This is a genomic window from Pseudomonas nitroreducens (genome assembly GCF_014204515.1).
Classification (GTDB): Bacteria; Pseudomonadota; Gammaproteobacteria; order Pseudomonadales; family Pseudomonadaceae; genus Pseudomonas; species Pseudomonas nitritireducens_A.
Map to the genome: position 1 here is coordinate 12,320 of NZ_JACHLI010000002.1, position 16,764 is coordinate 29,083.

Annotated in this window: 15 protein-coding genes; 5 read left to right on the forward strand and 10 right to left on the reverse strand. The window is 66.0% G+C overall.

Features of this window, described 5'->3' with window-relative positions:
- Nucleotides 1–43: 43 nt before the first annotated feature.
- From choV to HNP46_RS02830, 4 genes are all read right to left on the reverse strand, one after another.
- Nucleotides 44–1,222 carry a choline ABC transporter ATP-binding protein gene (gene choV, locus HNP46_RS02815; RefSeq protein ID WP_184586004.1) on the reverse strand — a complete coding sequence of 393 codons (1,179 nt, stop codon included), beginning with the start codon at nucleotides 1,220–1,222 and terminating at the stop codon, nucleotides 44–46.
- A 5-nt stretch (nucleotides 1,223–1,227) separates the two neighbouring features.
- Nucleotides 1,228–2,067 carry a choline ABC transporter permease subunit gene (choW, locus tag HNP46_RS02820; RefSeq protein WP_184586005.1) on the reverse strand — a complete coding sequence of 280 codons (840 nt, stop codon included), beginning with the start codon at nucleotides 2,065–2,067 and terminating at the stop codon, nucleotides 1,228–1,230.
- A 66-nt stretch (nucleotides 2,068–2,133) separates the two neighbouring features.
- Complete coding sequence (locus tag HNP46_RS02825) at nucleotides 2,134–3,075, reverse strand: choline ABC transporter substrate-binding protein (RefSeq protein WP_184586006.1); 942 nt, start codon at nucleotides 3,073–3,075, stop codon at nucleotides 2,134–2,136.
- A gap of 238 nt (nucleotides 3,076–3,313) precedes the next feature.
- A complete protein-coding gene (locus HNP46_RS02830) occupies nucleotides 3,314–4,252 on the reverse strand; it encodes a choline ABC transporter substrate-binding protein (protein WP_184586007.1) in 939 nt (312 codons plus the stop codon).
- Nucleotides 4,253–4,602: 350 nt separating this feature from the next.
- Here HNP46_RS02830 and HNP46_RS02835 point away from each other — a divergent pair, with 350 nt between their 5' ends.
- The 3 genes from HNP46_RS02835 (at nucleotide 4,603) to HNP46_RS02845 (ending at nucleotide 9,094) form a co-directional block, all read left to right on the forward strand.
- Nucleotides 4,603–5,979: an L-serine ammonia-lyase gene (locus HNP46_RS02835; RefSeq protein WP_184586008.1), complete on the forward strand. Its 1,377-nt coding sequence runs from the start codon at nucleotides 4,603–4,605 to the stop codon at nucleotides 5,977–5,979.
- A gap of 386 nt (nucleotides 5,980–6,365) precedes the next feature.
- On the forward strand, nucleotides 6,366–7,472 hold the full coding sequence (locus HNP46_RS02840; protein ID WP_184586009.1) for a GlxA family transcriptional regulator: 1,107 nt from the start codon (nucleotides 6,366–6,368) through the stop codon (nucleotides 7,470–7,472).
- A gap of 164 nt (nucleotides 7,473–7,636) precedes the next feature.
- A complete protein-coding gene (locus HNP46_RS02845; RefSeq protein ID WP_184586010.1) occupies nucleotides 7,637–9,094 on the forward strand; it encodes a hypothetical protein in 1,458 nt (485 codons plus the stop codon).
- Between the two features lie 238 nt (nucleotides 9,095–9,332).
- On the opposite strand, the gene HNP46_RS02850 is transcribed toward HNP46_RS02845, so the two are convergent.
- From HNP46_RS02850 to HNP46_RS02875, 6 genes are all read right to left on the reverse strand, one after another.
- The gene (locus HNP46_RS02850) at nucleotides 9,333–9,581 is read right to left on the reverse strand and encodes a hypothetical protein (protein WP_184586011.1); all 249 of its coding nucleotides are present in this window, start codon (nucleotides 9,579–9,581) and stop codon (nucleotides 9,333–9,335) included.
- A gap of 355 nt (nucleotides 9,582–9,936) precedes the next feature.
- Nucleotides 9,937–10,869, reverse strand: a complete 933-nt coding sequence (locus tag HNP46_RS02855; RefSeq protein ID WP_184586012.1) for an alpha/beta hydrolase — start codon at nucleotides 10,867–10,869, stop codon at nucleotides 9,937–9,939.
- A 7-nt stretch (nucleotides 10,870–10,876) separates the two neighbouring features.
- A complete protein-coding gene (locus HNP46_RS02860) occupies nucleotides 10,877–11,350 on the reverse strand; it encodes a thioesterase family protein (protein ID WP_184586013.1) in 474 nt (157 codons plus the stop codon).
- Between the two features lie 82 nt (nucleotides 11,351–11,432).
- Nucleotides 11,433–12,398, reverse strand: a complete 966-nt coding sequence (locus tag HNP46_RS02865; protein ID WP_184586014.1) for an L-carnitine dehydrogenase — start codon at nucleotides 12,396–12,398, stop codon at nucleotides 11,433–11,435.
- Between the two features lie 294 nt (nucleotides 12,399–12,692).
- Nucleotides 12,693–13,577, reverse strand: coding sequence for a 3-keto-5-aminohexanoate cleavage protein (locus HNP46_RS02870; RefSeq protein ID WP_184586015.1), 885 nt, complete (start codon nucleotides 13,575–13,577; stop codon nucleotides 12,693–12,695).
- 73 nt (nucleotides 13,578–13,650) lie between these two features.
- Nucleotides 13,651–14,589, reverse strand: a complete 939-nt coding sequence (locus tag HNP46_RS02875; protein ID WP_184586016.1) for a choline ABC transporter substrate-binding protein — start codon at nucleotides 14,587–14,589, stop codon at nucleotides 13,651–13,653.
- Between the two features lie 220 nt (nucleotides 14,590–14,809).
- On the opposite strand from HNP46_RS02875, the gene HNP46_RS02880 reads away from it, so the two are divergent.
- Both HNP46_RS02880 and HNP46_RS02885 read left to right on the forward strand, forming a co-directional pair.
- The gene (locus tag HNP46_RS02880; protein ID WP_184586017.1) at nucleotides 14,810–15,769 is read left to right on the forward strand and encodes a GlxA family transcriptional regulator; all 960 of its coding nucleotides are present in this window, start codon (nucleotides 14,810–14,812) and stop codon (nucleotides 15,767–15,769) included.
- Between the two features lie 432 nt (nucleotides 15,770–16,201).
- Nucleotides 16,202–16,672 carry a DUF1348 family protein gene (locus HNP46_RS02885; protein ID WP_184586018.1) on the forward strand — a complete coding sequence of 157 codons (471 nt, stop codon included), beginning with the start codon at nucleotides 16,202–16,204 and terminating at the stop codon, nucleotides 16,670–16,672.
- The last annotated feature ends 92 nt before the right edge of the window (nucleotides 16,673–16,764 follow it).

Consider the following 16,764-nt stretch of genomic DNA (forward strand, 5'->3'; position numbering starts at 1 on the left):
CCCCCTCACAGGAAGCCGGCGTTGTTCACTCGGGCGGTAGAGATCAGCCCAGGTTCTTGCCCAGCAGCGCGTGGTACAGCTCGCTGTCGCCGAGCACGCCGACGACGCGGCTCTGCTCCTGCAGCACCAGCTTGTGGCCGGTCTGGTAGCGGATCTGCAGCGCGTCGCGCATGCGGATGTTGACGTCCACCAGGGTCGGCTCGTGCTTGAGCTTTTCCACCGCGTCGCCCGGGCGCCATTGCTGCAGGTCGATGATGTTGCTGCCCTGGCGCGCGGTCTTGATCTGGTTGGTCTCGGTCAGCCCCAGCCAGCAGTCGCGACCCTGGTCGAAGCACACCTCGTCGGCCTGGCGGCGGCACTGGTCCAAGCCACGCATGAGGCTGGAGCCGCACAGCACGTTGAGCGGGTTGGTGTGGGCGACGAAGGTGCGCACGTAGTCGTCCGCCGGGCTGAGCACGATTTCCTCGGGCTTGCCGTGCTGGATGATGCGGCCGTCCTTCATGATCGCGATGCGCGTACCGATCTTCAGCGCTTCGTCGAGGTCATGGCTGACGAAGACGATGGTCTTGTGCAACTGGCGTTGCAGCACCAGCAGCTCGTCCTGCAGCTGCTGGCGGATCAGCGGGTCGAGCGCGGAGAAGGGCTCGTCCATCAGCAGGATGTCGCCATCCATTGCCAGCGCGCGGGCCAGGCCGACACGTTGCTGCATGCCGCCGGAAAGCGAATCCGGGCGCTTGTCGCGCCATTGCGACAGGCCCACCAGCTCCAGCTTCTCGTCGATCACCTTCTTGCGTTCGTTGGCCGGGCGGCCCTGCATCTCCAGGCCGAAACCGATGTTCTCGGCCACGGTCAGCCAGGGCATCAGCGCGAACTTCTGGAACACCATGGCGATACGCTTGGTGCGCATGGTCTTGAGCGTCGCCGGCGAGCAGTTGGCGATGTCCACCTGCTGGCCTTCGTGCTCGATCAGCAGCTTGCCGCGGCTGACCCGGTTGAGGCCGTTGATGCAACGCAGCAGGCTGGACTTGCCCGAACCCGACAGGCCCATCATCACGCAGATCTCGCCGCGGTCGACGTCCAGGCAGGCATCCTCGACACCCAGCACCTGGCCGGTGCGCTTGAGGATTTCCTCGCGGCCCAGGCCCTGGTCCAGCAGCTTGAGCGCTTCCTTGGTGTGGGTGCCGAAAATCACATCCACGTGTTCGAATCGAATCGCCGACATAGTGCTTACCTCCCCCGCAGCGAACGTTGCTTGCACACCCGGTCGAGCAGGATGGCGAGCAGGACGATGGCCAGACCGGCCTCGAAGCCGAGGGAAATGTCCGCCGTGTTGAGTGCGTTGACCACCGGCTTGCCGAGGCCATCAGCACCCACCAGCGCGGCGATAACCACCATCGACAGCGACAACATGATGCATTGCGTGACCCCCGCGGCGATGCTCGGCATGGCGTGCGGCAGCTCGATGCGCAGCAGCAGTTGCCGGCGCGAGCAGCCGAAGGCCTTGCCGGCGTCCAGCAGTTCCGCCGGCACGTCCTGGATACCCAGGCAGGTCAGGCGGATAGGCGCGGCGATGGCGAAGATCACCGTGGAGATCAGACCCGGAACCACGCCCAGACCGAACAGCGTCAGGGTGGGGATCAGGTAGACGAAGGTGGGCACGGTCTGCATCAGGTCGAGCAGCGGCCTGAGCCCGGTGTAGAACCAGGGTTTGTGCGCCGCCAGGATGCCCAGCGGCACCCCGATGGCGATACACACCACGGTGGCGAAGATCACCTGCGCCAGGGTCTCCATGGTTTCCTGCCAGTACCCCAGGTTGAGGATCAGCAGCAGCGACGCCAGGGCGAATACCGCCAATCCCCAGTTGCGCTGGATGTAGAACACCAGGAACACCATGATCGCGATCAGCGCCAGCGGGTTGAACCAGAGCAGGCTGTTGGTGACGCCATGGATGAGGAACTCGAGGGTGTCGGAAATCTTGTCGAACACCGACGCGCCATGTTGCGTGAGCCAGTCGACGAAGGCGGCGATATGCTCGCCCAGCGGAAGCTTGTGGTCAGTCAGAAACATAATGCGGGCCCATCAGAAGCTAGGGGAATTGGCCAACGGCAATTACTTCGGCATCTATTTCGGCACTTATTTCGCGAATGCCACCTTGGCTGCCGCCAAGGCCGGTTTGCCGTCACGGGTGGTCACGCCGGCGAGCCAGGCGTCGAGCAGTTCCGGATGGTCCTTCAACCAGGCTTTGGCCGCCTCCTCGGGCTTCTTGCCTCCGTTGAGCACGGCGTCCATGAGTTTGTTTTCCATGTCCAGGGTGAAGGTCTGATTGCTCAGCAGCTTGCCCACGTTCGGGCATTCCTGGAGATAGCCCTTGCGGACGTTGGTGTAGATGGTCGCGCCGCCGTAGTTGGGACCGAACACGTCATCCCCGCCTTCGAGGTACTTCATCTTGAAGCGGGTGTTCATCGGATGCGGTTCCCAGCCCAGGAACACGATCCACTGGTTGCGGCGGTCGGCGCGCCCGACCTGCGAGAGCATGCCGGCCTCGCTGGACTCCACCAGCTTGAACTTGCCCAGGTCGAACTGGTTCTTGTCGAGCATGCCCTGGACCAGGCGGTTGCCGTCGTTGCCCGGCTCGATACCGTAGATCTTGCTGTCGAGCTTGTCGGCGTACTTGGCGATATCGGCGAAGGACTTCAGCCCGCCGTCGTAGGCGGCCTGGGTGACGGCCAGGGTGTACTTGGCGCCCTCGAGGTTGGCTTTCACCGTCTCTACCGAGCCGTTGTCGGCGTAGGGCTTGATGTCGTTGGCCATGCTCGGCATCCAGTTGCCGAGGAAGACGTCCAGGTCCTTGTTCGCCAGCGACTTGTAGGTCACCGGCACGGAGAGCATGGTCACCTTGGTCTTGTAGCCAAGGGATTCCAGCACCTCTCGGGTAGTAGCGGTGGTCACGGTGATGTCGGTCCAGCCGACGTCGGAGAAGCGTACCGTGCCGCACGACTCAGGTTCAGCGGCCTGAACCGCCAGCGGTGCGCAAACGGACACAGCAGCCAGCAGCAAAGACTTGCAACCTTTCATGAGCGTACTCCTCTGCGGGGTGGGGCGCCGGCGCTGCCCGCTTGGGGCGCGGCGGTCATTTATGGGTGGGACCTGGAACGGCGGGTCCTTTTGTTGTCATTTCGTAAACGATCATGGAGCAGGAAAATTTCGTCGCCTACCGGGTGGGTCGCATCCAGTGCAGGCGAAGTCGTATTCAGCACCAGGCATGTCGCATCCAGCCAGGAGGCCCTGTGGGAGCGACTTCCAGAGGCCGGGATCACTCCTTGGCGCTGGTTTTCTGTCCCCCTGGCGACGGCGCCGAAGCCAGCGGCATGACGCCCTGCAACCAGCCGTCCTGAACCTGCGGATTGGCCTTGAGCCAACCCTTGGCGGCCTGGCGTGGATTGCGTCGCTCGTTGAGCACCGCATCCATCAGCTGGTTCTCCATCGCCAGGTCGAATTTCAGGTTCTTCAGCAGCCGCGCAACATTGGGGCACTCCTGAAGATAGCCTGCTCTGACGTTGGTGAAGACCGTCGCACCGCCATAATTGGGACCGAAGTAGGAATCCCCTCCGTCCAGATAGTTCATTTGGATGCGCGTGTTCATCGGGTGCGGCTCCCAGCCCAGGAACACGATGGGCTGCTTCAAGGCCCCGGCCCGCTTGACGTAGGCGAGCATGTCGGCCTCGCTGGACTCCACCAGCTTGAAGTCGCCCAGGCCGAAGGCTTTTTCCTTGATCATCTTCTGGATCAGCTGGTTGCCGTCGTTGCCCGGCTCGATGCCGTAGATCCGTCCGCCCAGCTGCTCCTTGAATCTTGCGATATCGGCAAAAGTCTTCAGGCCCGCCTCGTAGGCATAGCGCGGTACCGCCAGGGTGTACTTGGCGCCTTCGAGGTTGGCGCCCACGGTCTCCACCTGGCCCTTGTCGGCGAAGGGCTTGATGTCGTTCGCCATGCTCGGCATCCAGTTGCCGAGGAACACGTCGATGCGCTTCTCCGCCATGGCCTTGTAGGTATCGGGCACGGACAGCCGCACCACCTGCGTGCGGTAGCCCTGGTGGCTGAGCACCAGGCGGGTCACCGCGGTGGTGACGGTGATGTCGGTCCAGCCGACATCGGCGAAGCGCACCACGGCGCAGGACTCGGGTTCGGCGGCGCGCGCAGCGCCTGGAAGCACCACGGATAACGCCAACAGCGACGACACAAGACTCTTCATGAGGCCAGCCTCTGACTGCGGAGAAGGGGGTGGATACGGGCGAACGCGGCCGTTCGTCGGTGGCGGATCATGGAACAGCACGGCGCCGCGCGCCTATCGACCGGTCGTGGTTCGCGGCGCTCGCGTCGTAAAGAGGCAAGCTTTCGTCGGCGCCGGAACAGGCGGCCCCGCGCCCCGCACCGGCAGGGTGCGCCAGCGGCGTTATTGGATACGGCCGCGTCGCCGATGGACGCAGCCGGCGCCGGACTTGGGTCGATCATGACCGGGCATCGCGGGCACAGGGACGTGCCTGCTTACCCCCTCAAGGGATGCCTCTTTTTCATGGATGTGCAGCTCGCCCGGAGTCCGGCATGGCAATCAGTGTGTTCGACCTGTTCAAGATCGGTATCGGCCCTTCCAGTTCGCACACGGTCGGCCCCATGCGCGCCGCCGCGCTGTTCGTCGGCGCCCTGCGCGAACGGCAGATGCTCGAACGCACCACACGCGTGGAAGTGCGCCTGTACGGCTCGCTGTCCGCCACCGGCGTCGGCCACGGTACCGACCGCGCGGTGATCATGGGCCTGATGGGCGAATGGCCGGATCGCATCGATCCGCGCCAGATCGAGCCGCGCATGGCCGCGCTGCGGGAATCCGGCGAACTGCTGCTGGCCGGCAGCCGGAAGATCGCCTTCGACTGGATCCGCGACATGCGCCTGCTCGAAGAGAACCTGCCCTACCACCCCAACGCCATGCGCCTGACCGCCATCGAAGGCGACCACGTGCTGCACAGTGACACCTACTACTCCATCGGCGGCGGCTTCGTGGTCGACGAGGAACAGGCCGCATCCGGCAGCCTGGATACCGACAACACCGTGCTGCCCTACGACTTCGCCAGCGCCGCCGAACTGCTCATGCTCTGCCGCCGCCACAACCTGCGCGTGTCCGAGCTGATGATGGCCAACGAGCGCATGTGGCGCAGCGAAACCGACATCCGCGAAGGCCTCAAGGTCATCTGGCAGGCCATGCGCGACTGCGTCGACAACGGCCTGCGCCACGAAGGCATCCTCCCCGGCGGCCTCAACGTGCAGCGCCGCGCCGCACGCCTGCACCGCAACCTGCAGGAAATCGGCAAGCCCAACGTCATCGGCTCGACGCTGTCGGCCATGGAATGGGTCAACCTCTTCGCCCTGGCGGTGAACGAGGAAAACGCCGCCGGCGGGCGCATGGTCACCGCGCCCACCAACGGCGCGGCCGGCATCATCCCGGCGGTGCTGCACTACTACATGCGCTTCAACCCCGACGCCAGTGACGATGACGTCACCAACTACTTCCTGGCCGCCGCCGCCGTCGGCATCCTGTGCAAGAAGAACGCCTCCATCTCCGGCGCCGAAGTCGGCTGCCAGGGCGAAGTCGGCTCCGCCTGCGCCATGGCCGCGGCGGGTCTGGCCGAAGTGCTCGGCGCCTCCCCCGAACAGGTGGAGAACGCCGCCGAGATCGGCCTGGAGCACAACCTGGGCCTCACCTGCGACCCGGTCGGCGGCCTCGTCCAGGTGCCCTGCATCGAGCGCAACGCCATCGCCGCGGTGAAGGCCATCAACGCCGCCCAGATGGCCCTGCGCGGCGACGGCCAGCACTTCATCAGCCTCGACCAGGTGATCCGCACCATGCGCAACACCGGCGCCGACATGCACGACAAGTACAAGGAAACCTCGCGCGGGGGCCTGGCGGTCAGCATCATCGAGTGCTGACCCGCTATCGTCCACGCCTGGCGCCCGGCGCCCCTGGATGGCGCAAGCGCTGCGCCTGACCCCGACAATCCCAGGGGCGTTACCGTTCCGCGCACAGCAGCGCCGCTTTCGTGACCGGTGAGTGCTACCAAAAGCCCCAGGCCCCGATCCATGCGTATTTGCGACCTTCGAGGCGTCGCATTCCAAGCCTGCAAAAACGGCATTCCCCTGCCGTTTTCTTTTTTACTTGAACGGCCATTCAACCTAGGCACGGCATTTGCCTTGCTAATTGCAGCGATAAAAGAGGAACAGCCCGGGCCCGCCCCGGAGCCGACGTCCCGAACAGAACAACAAGCATAAGAAACGCCTCCCGTGAGGCGACTGTGACTAGCGTGAGGAGATCGAACATGAATTCGTTCAACAACGGAGCTGCGCCGCAGAACCGGGCTCCGCAGTCCATCGGCTTCCTGCTGCTGGACAACTTCACCCTGATCTCCCTGGCCTCGGCGGTGGAACCGCTGCGCATGGCCAACCAGCTGTCCGGCCGCGAACTCTACCGCTGGCACACCCTGAGCCTGGACGGCCGCCAGGTCTGGGCCAGCGACGGCCTGCAGATCACCCCGGACGCGGCCTGCGACAGCGCCCCGCAGATGGACACGCTGATCGTGGTCGGCGGCGTCGGCATCCAGCGCAGCGTCACCCGCGAGCACACCACCTTCCTCCAGGCCCAGGCACGCCTGGGCCGCAAGCTCGGCGCCGTGTGCACCGGCAGCTGGGCCCTGGCCCGCGCCGGCCTGCTCGACGGCTACGACTGCTCGGTGCACTGGGAATGCCTGGCCGCCATGCAGGAAGCCTTCCCCCGCGTGGCCATGAGCACCCGCCTGTTCTCCATCGACCGCAACCGCTTCACCTCCTCCGGCGGCACCGCGCCGATGGACATGATGCTGCACCTGATCGGCCGCGAGCACGGCCGCGAGCTGTCGGCAGCGATCTCCGAGATGTTCATCTACGAGCGCATCCGCAACGAACAGGACCACCAGCGCGTGCCGCTCAAGCACATGCTCGGCACCAACCAGCCCAAGCTGCAGGAAATCGTCGCACTGATGGAAGCCAACCTCGAGGAGCCCATCGACCTCGATGAACTGGCGGTCTACGTCAACGTCTCGCGCCGCCAGCTCGAACGCCTGTTCCAGAAGTACCTGCACTGCTCGCCGTCGCGCTACTACCTGAAGCTGCGCCTGATCCGCGCGCGCCAGCTGCTCAAGCAGACCTCCATGTCGATCATCGAAGTGGCCTCGGTCTGCGGCTTCGTCTCCACCCCGCACTTCTCCAAGTGCTACCGCGAGTACTTCGGCATCCCGCCGCGCGACGAGCGCCAGGGCCAGCCCATCGGCCAGCCGGTGATGGTCATGCCGATCCCGCAGGACCTCGCCCTCATGCCCAACTCCTCGGCCATCTCGGCCCTCAGCCAGGCCCAGGGCGAATCCACCTTCGCCAGTGTGCGGGTGCTCTGAGCACGGCGCGCCGGTAACGAAAAGGGAGGCCGCCGGGCCTCCCTTTTTCGTTTCTGTGACGCATTGCATCCCCTCATTCAGATACGTCTGAATCGCAAACCCGCATCAATCCCGCAGGCTCGCAGGCGTTCCCCGTTTCATAGCGCCCTGGAGCCTCGGGATAGATGGACACCGCCCTGGAATACCTGGCCCAGCGAACGCGGGATCTCTACCGCACGGCCATCGACCTGCAACACCTCAAGCTCAGCGGCCTGCAGCAGCTGCGCCAGCTCGAGCGCCTGCGCCCGGAAATATTCGACGTCAGCCGCCACCTCACCGACCTCTTCGGCGAGCACGCCAGCGCTCTCGGACAGGCACGTGCGGACAAGGCGGAAAAGCTCATCCTGGCCCTGCACCGCCGGCTGATCCTCGGATACTCGCGCCTGCTGCGCACGCGGCGCTGCGAAGGCAAGACCGCGGCCCTGCTGATGCAGCGCGTGGCCCGCAGTGCCCAGGAAATCTACTTCAGTTGCCTGCTCAACCGCCACGATGCCCCACCGGGTCTATGGAGCCTGCTGCACCGCGTCCACCGCCATGCCTGCCGCCTGCAGGTGCAACATCTTGCGGTCGACGACGGCGAGGCCTTCGACACGCACAACCAGAGTGTCGCCGACGCCTATCTGCATGCACTGCTGGTGGCCGGCTCACAACCGCTGGACGTACCACCGGACAGCCTGCCAGCACTGATTGAATCGACCCGCATACTCACCTCCGTGGCGCGCGTTCATCAGGCACAGAACGCAAGCCGCTGGTTGCTGGCCCTGGCGCAGGACCAGCCGTTCCGCGATACAGCTTCAGCTCCAGCCGATGGCTACGCCCTGGAGCTGGTTGAATTCCCTGGCCTGCTCAACCGCTTAAACCAGGCCAACGGCGACACCCCCGGCTTCGATCTGAATGCCCACCTGCTGGCCTGCTGGAACCCCGCCGAGGAGCAAACCTGGCAGGTGTGCTGCGGCCTCCAGGCATTGTTGGCCCAGCTCGGCGCACGGGAAGAACCGGGCCTCGATGCCGGACACTTCCAGCGCCAATCGCAGCAGGACATCTGGTCGCAACACGACAGCGGGCGCGGCGGGCTGGACGAACAGGTGCCACACCACAGCGCCATCGAATTCGCCCCCGCCGCTGCCATCGTCGCCGCGTCGACAGTCCACCGGCTGACGCAAGTTCTGCCGGGTATTCGGCACTTCAGCGGCGTCTGGGGAAACGGCTTACCCCCATCCAACGGCGACTGGCTCGGCGTGCGCACGGCAAGCGATATGCCCTGGGGCCTGGCCCGCGCCGTCAGCGTCGAAACCATGGCCAGCGGCGCCCTCCGCCTGCACGGCACCTGGCTGGCGAGCCAGCCGCAGCTGTGCCGAATCACCCTGCGCGGGAAGACCCGGGAAAGCGCCGCCCATCACGCGCTTCTCTTCGACGATGCCAGCGGCCAACGCGTGCTCTGCCCCTCGCTGCCCCTGGAACCCGGGCGCAAGGTCGCCGTTGAGCACCCCTCCGGGCGCTTCCTTGCACTGCTCGGTGCAGCCGAAGCAGACGTCTTCGCGCTCACCCCGCTGGTGATGGAACCTGATCTATCGCCTTTGTAGGCGCCGGCCATGCCTACCAGTATCCAGGCGAGTTCAACGCCATGCCGGTTCGCGAGCAAGCTCGCTCCTACAGTCTGGGATCACCGACGGAGTAGCGAATTTGCTCGCGAACAGCCTGCTCTTCACGCAACTACGCCTGCGGCGCCAGGCTCGACTGGCACGAAGGCCGACTGCCCTTGATCTGATCGGGCAGAAAAAAGGGCCGCATCGCGGCCCTTGGGGGAGATGTTCGGCTTCTTCAGGCCTTGGGCACCAGCGCCGGCAGCAACTGCCGCGAGATCGCCTCGCGCACGGCGGGCAGCAGGGTGGCATTGCCGGCGAGCATTTCCTCTACCAGACGACGCAAAGCCAGCGAGCGCTCCGGGGTCAGGCCGCGCACGGCGTATTCGCAGGCCTGTTCGGCGGTGACGTCCGGCGGCACGGCGAAGCCCAGCGCCTGCAGGCGTTCGCGGAAATCGTCCTGGTCGATCAGGTCGGCGTGCATCATCGCGGTTCTCCTTGGGAGCGGCTGGTGGCTGCATCGATTCTGGTAAGCCTGGAGGGGCGCGGCAAGCACCCAGCCGACGGAATGTCCGCGGCGGGCAAGCGCAGGTCGTTTTCGGCTAACCGAAGCGGCGACGCGACGCGCAGACTGGCTCCATACCCCACGAGCGGCACCGGCGCCGCTTGTGGGGCCTCGCACACTGAGAGCCCGAATCGGCTCGATTTGTCCCCTGCCGCGCGTCGGGCGCCGCAGGGGATTTTTTTGCGTTGCTGAAGGAGCGAGCCTGCTCACCAACCATCCACCTTCAGCACTGCGGTCAAAGCCGTTCGCGAGCAAGCTCGCTCCTACAATTGGGCGATCAGCGGCTCAGGCTGCGGCGCAATGCGGCGATCAGCGCGCCGCGCAGCGCGTCGACTTCCGCCACGCGACGGGCGCGCAGGCAGCCGTGGACCAACCCGGCACCGGGGAAATAATCCACCGCCACGCCGGCCTCGCGCAGGCGGTCGCGGTACAGCGCGCCATCGTCACGCAAGGGGTCGAACTGGGCCACGGCAATGAACGCCGGCGGCAGGCCGCTCAGGTCTTCGGCGAGCAGCGGCAGCGCCAGCGGGTCGCGCCAGTCGGCCGGGCGCGAGAGGTAGGCGGCGAGGTAGTCGTCGACGGCAGCACTGGTCATCAGTGGCGCGTCCGAACAGGTGGTCCGCGAGGGTGTGTCGAGGTTTCCCAGCGCCGGGTAGACCAGCGCCTGGGTCAACGGTAGGTTCTCGCCGCTGTCGCGCAGGGCCAGGCACAACGCGGCAGCGAGGTTGCCACCGCCGCTGTCGCCAGCCACCGCGATGCGCGCTTTATCCACAGGCTCGCCGAGGCCGTCCTGGTAAATCCGGCGCCAGGCATCGAGGCAGTCATTCAGTGCAGCGGGATAGGGATGTTCGGGCGCTAGTCGATAGCTGATGGCAACCACCAGCGCACCGAGTTCGGCGGCCAGGGGAATGCAGATCATGTCGTGGCTGCGGGCGCTGCCCAGCACCCAGCCGCCGCCGTGGATGTAGAACACCACGGGCCAGCCGTTCGCCGGTGGCGCACCGTCTGGACGGTAGAGGCGCAACGGGACCAGGCCGTCTGGCTGCACATCGCGCACCAGCAGGCCCGCAGGTACCGGCGGGGCGAAGGCGGCGGCCATGCGTTCGTAGTTTTCCCGCTGGGCGTCCACCGTCGGGCCTTCCAGCGGGTGGGCCTCGGTCTCGGCGACGAAGGCCTGCATGGCATCGGACAGCGGATAGCGCCGCGTCATGCAGCGATCAACCCGGCAGGCCAATGACGCGGCCGACGTAGTCCGGGCGCGGCAGCGGGCGATGGGCTTCGGCCAGCGTCAGCACGCGCTCCAGCACCACGCCTTCGAAGGGCGCCGAACGCGCGCCACCCTCGAGGTTCACGTGCAGCAGCATCTGTTCGCTGGCAGCCAGGGCGAGGTCTTCGCCGGCACGGTGCAGGCTGTGGAAAACGTGCAGACGCTTGCGGTCGTGGGCGATCAGCTGGGTGCGCACTTCGACCTTCTCGCCCTGCTTCACCTCGTGCAAATAGTTGAGGTGCACTTCGAGGGTGAACAGCGAATCTTGGGTGGCGGCGCGGTGGTCGGCATCCAGCCCCAGGTGGTCCATCAGGGCGTCTGTGGCGTAGCTGAACAGCAGCAGGTAGAAGGCGTCGCGCAGGTGGCCGTTGTAGTCGGTCCACTCGGCGAGGATGGGGGTTTCGTAGGTTTTCAGGGCGTGCATGGCGTTGCGTCCGTGAGGCCCTCACCCCGACCCTCTCCCAGAGGGAGAGGGGGCGGTTCGGAGCGAGTGATGAACCGTGAGGTTAGTCGGCGAAGGCGAAGCCGTGTTTCGATTTGGTGTCCTTGATGGCGCCGAGCACGGCCAGCAGGCAGTCGTCGCGGTAGCGTTCCAGCTCGGCAATGCTGCGCGAGCCCTGCTGCTCGCTGGTGCCTTCCACCACGCGGTCGATCAGGGTGTCGGTCAGCTCCGGAGCCGGCAGGTAGGTCCAGGGCAGTTGCAGCGCCGGGCCGAACTGGGCCATGAAGTGGCGCATCCCGGCGTTGCCGCCGGCCAGGGTGTAGGTCAGGAAGGTGCCCATGAAGGACCAGCGCAGGCCGGCGCCGAAGCGGATCGCGTCGTCGATCTCGCCGGTGCTGGCGACACCGTCGTTGACCAGGTGCAGGGCCTCGCGCCAGAGCGCTTCGAGCAGGCGGTCGGCGATGAAGCCGGGGACTTCCTTGCGCACGTGCAGCGGGCGCATGCCGAGGGATTCGTAGACCTTGATCGCCGCCTGCACGGCTTCCGGCGCGGTCTTCGCGCCGCCCACCACTTCCACCAGCGGCAGCAGGTAGACCGGGTTGAACGGGTGGCCGACCACGCAGCGTTCGGGGTGCGTGGCGTCGGCGTAGAACTCGCTGGGCAGCAGGCCCGAGGTGCTGGAGCCGATCAGGGCGTTGGGCCTGGCGGCGGCGCTGATCTTGGCATGCAGCTCGCATTTCAGGTCGAGGCGTTCGGGGGCGCTTTCCTGGATGAAATCGGCATCGCGCACGCACTCTTCGATGGTGGCGACGAAGCGCAGGCGCTCCTGCGAGGCGCCGCGGGCGAGGCCGGCCTTTTCCAGCGCCGGCCAGGCATTGGCGACGCGGGCACGCAGCGCGGCTTCGGCGCCGGGCGCCGGGTCCCAGGCGACGACGTCGAGGCCGTGGGCCAGGGCACGGGCGACCCAGCCGCTGCCGATGACGCCGCTGCCCAGGGCTGCGAAGGTTTTGATATTCGTGATGAAGGACATGGCGACTCCAGCGAGGTGTGGGGAGGAGTAGTCCGTTGGCGCGGATCGCTCCAGGATCAAGAGCCCCTCACCCTAGCCCTCTCCCGCAAGCGGGAGAGGGAACCGTTCTGTGCAGGCTGAAACCGTGGCATCAACCGGTACGGACAGCTCCCTCTCCCTTGGGAGAGGGTGGGGGTGAGGGGAAAGCACGTGCACAGGTGTTTCAGTTGTAGGGCGCATAACGCGCAGCGTTATCCGCCGATCAGGTTCGGCGGCGGATAACCCGTTACGGGTTATTCGCTCTACGGTTCGGGATCAGCGGGCCTTGAGGTTCATCTTCTTGCGCCCTTCGGCCGGGGTCAGGGCGCGGCCGCCCAGGCGCTCGATGATCTCGATGGCGCGTTCGACCAGTTGGCCGTTCGTGGCATGCACGCCGCGATCCAGCCAGATGTTGTCTTCCAGGCCGACCCGCACGTTGCCGCCCAGCAGCATGGCCTGGGCAACCATGGGCATCTGCGAGCGGCCGATGCCGAAGCCGGCCCAGGTCAGGCCGTCGGGGATGTTGTCGGCCATGGCCTTCATGGTGGTGGTGTCGGCCGGGGCGCCCCACGGGATGCCGAGGCAGATCTGGATCAGCGGGTCTTCCAGCAGGCCCTCCTTGAGCATCTGCTTGGCGAACCAGAGGTGGCCGGTATCGAAGATTTCCAGTTCGGCCTTCACCCCCAGCTCGGTGATGCGCTTGGCGCCGGCGCGCAGCTGGGCCGGGGTGGAGACGTAGATGAAGTCGCCGTCGCCGAAGTTCAGGGTGCCGCAGTCCAGGGTGCAGATTTCCGGCAGCAGTTCCTCGACGTGCTTGAGGCGTTCCAGCGGGCCGACCAGGTCGGTGCCAGAGCCGAACTCCAGCGGCTGTTCGCCCTGGCCGATCTGCAGGTCGCCGCCCATGCCGGCGGTGAGGTTGATGATGACGTCGGTGTCGCTCTCGCGGATGCGTTCGACCACTTCGCGGTAGAGGTTCACGTCGCGGCTGGGCTTGCCGGTCTGCGGGTCGCGGACATGGCAGTGGGCGACGGTGGCGCCGGCCTTGGCGGCCTCGATGGCGGCGGCAGCGATTTCCTTGGGGGTGACGGGAATGGCCGGGTGCTTGCCGACGGTGTCGCCGGCGCCGGTCACCGCGCAGGTGACGATCACTTCGTAGTTCACGGTGGCTGTCCTTCTTGAGGTCGAACGAACCCTCTGCGCGCCGGGCGACGCGCAGGGGTCTTCTGGTTGGGAGTTACTTGAGCGAGGCCTGGACGGCGGCGAGGCCGTCCTTGCCATCGAAGGTGGTCACGCCGTCGAGCCAGGCCTTGAGCGGCTCGGGGTTCTGCTTCAGCCAGGCCTTGGCGGCATCCACCGGCTGGCTGCGGTCGAGGATCGGCACCATCACCTGGCTCACCTGCTGGCTGCTGAACTTGAGGTTGTGCAGCAGCTTGGCGAGGTTGCCGCACTGCGCCTGGTAGCCGCCGGCGGTCATGATCGAGACGGTGGCGGAGCCCTCGTCGGGGCCGAACACGTCGTCGCTGCCGGTGAGGTATTTCATGTCGATCTGCAGGTTCATCGGGTGCGGTTTCCAGCCGAAGAACACCACCCACTGCTGGCGCTTGATGGCGCGCTTGACCGCGGTGAGCATGCCGGCCTCGCTGGATTCGACGACCTGGAAGCCCTTCAGGCCGAACTTGTCGTCAGCGATCATCTTCGCGGTGATGCGGTTGGAGCCGCTGCCCGGCTCGATCAGGTAGATCTTGCCGCCCAGCTTGTCCTTGAACTTGGCGATGTCGGCGAAGGTCTTCAGACCGCCGTCGTAGACGTAACTGGGCACCGCGTAAGTCGACTGCGCGTCGGGCAGGGTCGGCGGGGTGATCACGTCGATCTGCTGCTTGTCCAGGTAGGGCTTGGCCACCGGCTGCATGGTCGGTTGCCAGTAGCCGAGGAAGACGTCGAGCTGCTTGTCGGCCATGCCGGCGAGGATGATCTGCTGCGAGGCGCTGGTCTGCTTGACCTTGTAGCCCAGGCCGTCGAGGACGGCTTCGGCCACGGCACTGCTGGCCACCACGTCGGTCCAGTTCACCGTGCCCATGCGCACGTTCTGGCACTGGGCGGGCTCGGCGGCCCAACTGGTGCTGGCGGCGAGCAGGAGCGCGGCACAGCCGAGCGCTTGGATCGATAGCTTCATGACTTCTCCCTCAAGGCCTTTGCGGCGTTGGTTATCGTTGTTGTACGTCATGGCCCTCACGGGGGCTGGCATCCAAGTTACGCAGCGGCGCGCGGCGTGAATCGCACAGTGGCGACCGGCTCTTGCACAGCAGCGACCTCCCCCATTGCCAGGCAGGAGCAATTGCACTATGCCAACACAACGCCAGCGCACCGCTCGCCCCGATCGCACGGTAAACGCCATGTCCCAAGACTTCTGGTTCCTGCTGCTGCCCGGTTTCTCGGTGATGGGCTTCGTCTCGGCGGTGGAACCGCTGCGGGTGGCCAACCGCTTTCACGGCGAGCTGTATCGCTGGCACCTGATGAGTCTGGACGGTGGCCCGGTATTGGCCAGCAACGGCATGTCGATGAATGCCGACAGCAGCCTGGAGGCGCTGCGCGAAGGCGACACGCTGCTGGTGGTGGCCGGCTTCGAACCGCTGCGCGCCTGCACCCCGGCGCTGCTGCAGTGGCTCAAGCGCCTGGACCGCGAAGGCGTGACCCTGGGCGGCATCGATACCGGCAGCTTCGTGCTGGCCGAAGCGGGATTGCTGCAGCGCCAGCGCTGCACGGTGCACTGGGAGGCGCTGGAGGCCTTCCGAGAGACTTATCCACAGGTGCAGGCGACCCAGGAGCTGTTCGAGATCGATGGGCCGCGCATCACCTCCGCCGGCGGCACCGCGTCCATCGACCTGATGCTCGACCTGATCGCCCAGGCCCACGGGCCGGAACTGGCGGTACAGGTGTCGGAGCAGTTCGTGGTCGGGCGCATCCGCCCGCGCCAGGATCACCAGCGCCTGCAGGTCGCCAGCCGCTATGGCGTTTCCAACCGCAAGCTGGTGCAGGTGATCGGCGAGATGGAGCGCCACACCGAGCCGCCGCTGACCACCCTGGAGTTGGCCGAACGCATCCAGGTCACCCGGCGCCAGCTGGAGCGCCTGTTCCGCCTGCACCTGAACGACACGCCGTCGAACTTCTACCTCGGCCTGCGCCTGGACAAGGCGCGCCAGCTGCTGCGCCAGACCGACATGAGCGTGCTGGAGATCGGCGTGGCCTGCGGCTTCGAGACGCCTTCGTACCTGTCGCGCAGCTACCGGGCGAAGTTCGGCGTGTGCCCGAGCCAGGATCGGGTGGGGTTGCGCAAGGTGGTGGCCAAGGCCTGACGCCCTGTAGGGCGCATAACGCCTAGGGCGTTATGCGCCGCCATGGCGGATAAACCGTTCCGGATTATTCGCCCTACGTAACTGCCACAGGCGTGATTCGGCGCCCGGGCCACTCCCTCACCCCAGCCCTCTCCCAAAAGGGAGAGCGGGCAGTATGTGCCGGCTGATATTGAAGCTTCCGCCTGCGCCGAACGGTTCCCTCTCCCTTTGGGAGAGGGCAGAACCGAGCGCTGGAGTTTCCTTTCAGAAGCGAACCACCCAACGCCGGAGCTTTTGGCGGACTGCGTTCGCGAGCAAGCTCGCTCCTACGAAGAGCAAAAGCACCCGCCAACGATTGGCAATATCTGTGGGATCACCGTCATTTACCCCATCCGCGCCGAGGCGGAGTATGGACCCCAGGCACCCACCTCTCACTGCCTTACGGAGATCACCATGAACGAAGTCCGTCCCCCTCTGCCGCCCTTCACCCGCGAAACCGCCATCGAGAAAGTCCGCCTCGCCGAGGACGGCTGGAACAGCCGCGATCCGCATCGCGTCTCCCTGGCCTACACGTCGGACAGCCGCTGGCGCAATCGCGCGACCTTCGTCCAGGGCCGCAAGCAGATCGTGCCGTTCCTCGCCGCCAAATGGGTGCGCGAGCAGCAGTACCGGTTGATCAAGGAGCTCTGGGCGTTCACCGACAACCGTATCGCCGTGCGCTTCGCCTACGAATGGCACGACGACTCGGGCAACTGGTTCCGCTCCTACGGCAACGAGAACTGGGCGTTCGACGAGAACGGCCTGATGTTCGAGCGCCACGCCTGCATCAACGACCTGCCGATCAGCGAGGACGAGCGCCTGTTCCATTGGCCGCAGGGGCGCCGGCCGGACGATCATCCGTCGCTGAGCGAGCTGGGGCTGTAAGGGCGGTTATCCACAGGAGCACGCCCGTGGCACACCGTAGGATGGCGTGGAGCGCAGCGATACCCATCATTCACCCGCAAGACCGCCGATGA